Annotated in this window: 3 protein-coding genes; 1 reads left to right on the forward strand and 2 read right to left on the reverse strand. The window is 77.1% G+C overall.

Annotation, left to right across the window (positions count from 1 at the left end; all coding sequences use genetic code 11):
- Window positions 1–436: 436 nt before the first annotated feature.
- Both ABZ117_RS25960 and ABZ117_RS25965 read right to left on the reverse strand, forming a co-directional pair.
- On the reverse strand, window positions 437–1,024 hold the full coding sequence (locus ABZ117_RS25960) for a MarR family transcriptional regulator (protein WP_356824198.1): 588 nt from the start codon (window positions 1,022–1,024) through the stop codon (window positions 437–439).
- A complete protein-coding gene (locus tag ABZ117_RS25965) occupies window positions 1,021–2,700 on the reverse strand; it encodes an FUSC family protein (RefSeq protein WP_356824199.1) in 1,680 nt (559 codons plus the stop codon). Before ABZ117_RS25965 ends, ABZ117_RS25960 begins: the two co-directional genes overlap by 4 nt.
- A gap of 176 nt (window positions 2,701–2,876) precedes the next feature.
- Here ABZ117_RS25965 and ABZ117_RS25970 point away from each other — a divergent pair, with 176 nt between their 5' ends.
- Complete coding sequence (locus ABZ117_RS25970; protein WP_356824200.1) at window positions 2,877–3,428, forward strand: DUF5134 domain-containing protein; 552 nt, start codon at window positions 2,877–2,879, stop codon at window positions 3,426–3,428.
- The last annotated feature ends 164 nt before the right edge of the window (window positions 3,429–3,592 follow it).

Here is a 3,592-nt window from a genome sequence, read left to right on the forward strand (position 1 = left end):
AGGCCGGGGCCGGAGGCCGGGGCCGGAGGCCGGGGCCGGAGGCCGGGGCCGGAGGCCGGGGCCGGAGGCCGGGGCCGGAGGCCGGGGCCGGAGGCCGGGGCCGGGTACCGGAGCCCGGAGACCAGAGGCCGGAGGCCGGGGCCGGGGGCCGGGGCCGGGGGCCGGAGACCAGAGGCCGGGGCCGGGGGCCGGGTACCGGAGCCCGGAGACCAGAGGCCGGAGGCCGGGGACCAGGGGCCGGGGACCAAGGGTCGGAGGCCGGGGACCAGGGGCCGGGGACCAAGGGTCGGAGGCCGGGGACCAGGGGCCGGGGACCAAGGGTCGGAGGCCGGGGGTCGGAGGCCGGGGCCGGGGCCGGGAGCCAGAGCCCGGGGTCCGGGGCCGGGAGCCCGTGTCGGAGGTCGGAGGCATCCGGCCTCGTAACCGCGGTGGTGCGCTACGTGCGTAGCGCGTTCATCCGGCCCTCCAGGCGGCTGAGCAGCTCGGCGAGCAGGCCGGAGAGTCCGTCCTGGCCCTCCTGGTCGAGGACGGACAGGACGGCCGTCTCGTAGGCGAGTTGCTCGGGGAGGATGCCGTCGACCAGGTCGCGGCCGGCGTCGGTGAGGCGGACGTGGGCGACGCGGCGGTCCCGGGTGTCACCCCGCCGCTCCACCAGGCCGCGCTCGGTCAGCTGCTTGAGCCGCTTAGTGACGGCGGCCCCGGAGGAGAAGGTCTCCCGGGCCAGCTCCCCCGGGGTCAGCTCGTGCCCGGTGCGGCGCAGCGCGCCCAGCAGGTCGAACTCGGGACGGCTCAGCCCGGCCCGGCGCAGCGGCGCGTCCTCGGCCTGCTGGAGCAGGGCGGCGCAGCGGTTGATCCGGCCGATGACCTCCATGGGCCAGGTGTCCAGCTCGGGGTGGACGGCCTGCCACTGGCGGACGACGGCGGCGACGGTGTCGTTGCGCGCGGTGCCGGGGCCGGTACCGGCACCCGCCCGGGCACCGGCCGCGTCGCTCGTGGGCGTCGCCGCGCCGTTCGTCGCCGTCATGGCCGTATGTCCTCCGTCGTCGTCCTGCCCGGGTCCTGGTCCTGGTCCCGGTGCCGCGGTACGAGCCCCTGACGCCGTACCGTCGCCGCGAGCGTACGGTGTCCGGACTGCTCGGTGAGCACGACCCGGTCCTCGGGCAGGGCCCGCTGCCACCACTCGCCGGCCGCGGCGTCGGCCGTGGCGCGCAGGTCGACCAGGGCGGCGGCCAGGCCGCGGCGGGCGGACTCCAGGGCGCGCGGCGCCGGCTGTGGTCCGGCGAGCAGCCGGGCGGCGTGCTCGCGGGCGCGTTCCGCCGCGGTCAGCGCCTGTTCCAGGCGGTCGCCGGCGCGCCGGTTGGTGACGACGACGGCTGCGACGAAACCGGCCAGCGCGCCGACGAGGGTGTCCGCGACCCGCTCGGTGATCAGCTCGGTGGAGTCCTGGACGTGGGCGAACTCGGTGACGAGGAGGGCCATCGGGGTGACGCAGACGGTGCCCAGCCAGTAGTTGCGGCCGATCAGCGCCTCCGCGGCGCAGTTCAGCGCGAGGGCGCACAGCACCAGGGCGGCCGGGTGCAGATGGGCGAGCGGGGCGAGGGCGGCGAAGACGAGGACGCCGACGAGGTTGCCGACGACGCGCTGGACGCCCCGGCTCCAGGTGAGGGTGACGTTGGCCTGGTACAGGGAGGCCGCGGTGACCAGCGCCCAGTAAGGGCGGCCGACACCGAGGGCGAGGGAGGCGTAGCCGGCGAGGGCGCAGCCGGTCGCGGTGCGGGCGGCGAGCGGCGCGAGGGGAGCGAGGCGGTGCCGGAGCGACGGGCGTGGGGAGGCCAGTTCGACGGCCAAGCCGAGCAGCTCGTCGGTGTGCTCGCGCGGTGCCGTGACGCGGGGGACACGGCCGGTGCCGCGCAGGTCACGGGCCCAGGCACGCAGCCGGGCGGGGTCGGTGTCGGCGGGTGCGGCGAGGGCGACCTCGGCGCGGACGAGGAGCTGTTCGAGGGCGCGTCGGGTGCGGTCGGGGCGGGCGCCGGCGGCCAGCAGGGACTGCCAGGCGGCGTGGATGGCGGCGGCGCCGGCGGCGCGGGCCCGGTCGTGTCCGTCGCCGGTGCCCCGGGTGTCCGCGTACGCGGCGGCGGCCCGCAGGGCCTGGGCGGTGGCGCGGCGCTCGGGGCCGTGCGGGCGCAACAGCCCGGGCGCCATGCCGACGAGCCAGGCCCAGGCGCCCGCGGCGAGCGCCAGTCCGAGGTGTCCGGGGAGCCGGCCGGGGGTCTGCGGCGCGAACAGCGAGGCGGAGCTGATGAAGGTCAGCACCACGTTGCCGGGCGGTCCGACGCGGGTGGCGTCGCAGACGGCCTTCTGCACCGCCGCGAGGACGGCGCCGACGGCCACCAGGACGACGGCGTGCGGTGTGAACGCCGCGGCGAGCAGGGCGACGGCCAGGCCGCCGACCATGCCGAGCACCACCCAGGCCAGGAGACGGGCCCGGGCGGCGTAGGGGCGGTTGTGGCCGTAGAGCGCGCACAGCGATCCGGCCATGGTGTACATCGCGAGGTCGAGGCGGCCGAGGGCCAGCAGGATCAGGTTGGGCGGGGCGACCGCGACGGCCACGCTCAGCGCGGGCTTGAACCAGATGTCGGAGGGCCGCCCGAGGCGAAGCACTCCGGCGAGGGGAAGACGGCGGGGGGTCGCACTGCTCATTCCATCAACTTAACATATGTTTTACCTATAAAATACTTCAGGCTGGTGGGCGCCGGCCCCGCGATCACCGCGGGTGCTCCCCCGCATGCTCCCCGTGTACACCCTTGCGCTCGCGTGCGCTCCGCCCGCCATGGGCATCGCATCCCTCGACCGACCGTCGAGCGGGGAGGTGCGCGTTGCACGGACCGGTGTCGGCAGCCTGGCTGTTGGTCGCGCTCTGCGGGGCGACCGGGTCGTACTGTGTGCTGCGGCTGCGCAGCGGTGTCGAGGAGCAGCGCCGGGCCGCCGGCGGCGAGGCGCTGATGGGCTTCGGCATGGCCGTGATGGCCGTACCGGCTGCGGTGTTCACGCCACCGACGTGGGCCTGGCCGGTGTACGCCGCCGTGTTCGGTGCTGCGGCGCTGCACGCGCTGTGGACCGCGCGCGGCGGCCCCCGCCATCTGCACCACCTGGTGGGCAGCTCGGCGATGGTCTACATGGCGGTGACGATGGCCGGGGCCCCCGCCACCGCCCATCACGCGCACGGCAGCAGCGGCGTGCCGCTGGTGACCGGCGCGCTCCTGCTGTACTTCACCGGCTATGTGCTGCTCGCCGGCGCGCGGCTGGTGCCCGCCACCGGCACGGCGGCCGCGGCCGGCCCGGCCCGCTGGGGCGACCGCCCGGAACTGGCCCGGGCCTGCCGGCTGTCGATGGGCATCGGCATGGTGACCATGCTGCTGACGATGTGAGCACCGGGTAGGCCCCGACTGCCGCCACTCGGGGACACGGGGTTCGCGACGGCCGGGAAGGCGGCGCCGGGGGCGGCCGGGGAGACGGCACCGGGCCGGGCCGGGGAGACACGGTTCGCGACGGCCAGGGAGACGGCGCCGGGGGCGGCCGGGGAGACGGCACC

It is taken from the genome of Streptomyces sp. NPDC006309 (assembly GCF_040613095.1).
Lineage (GTDB): Bacteria > Actinomycetota > Actinomycetes > Streptomycetales > Streptomycetaceae > Streptomyces.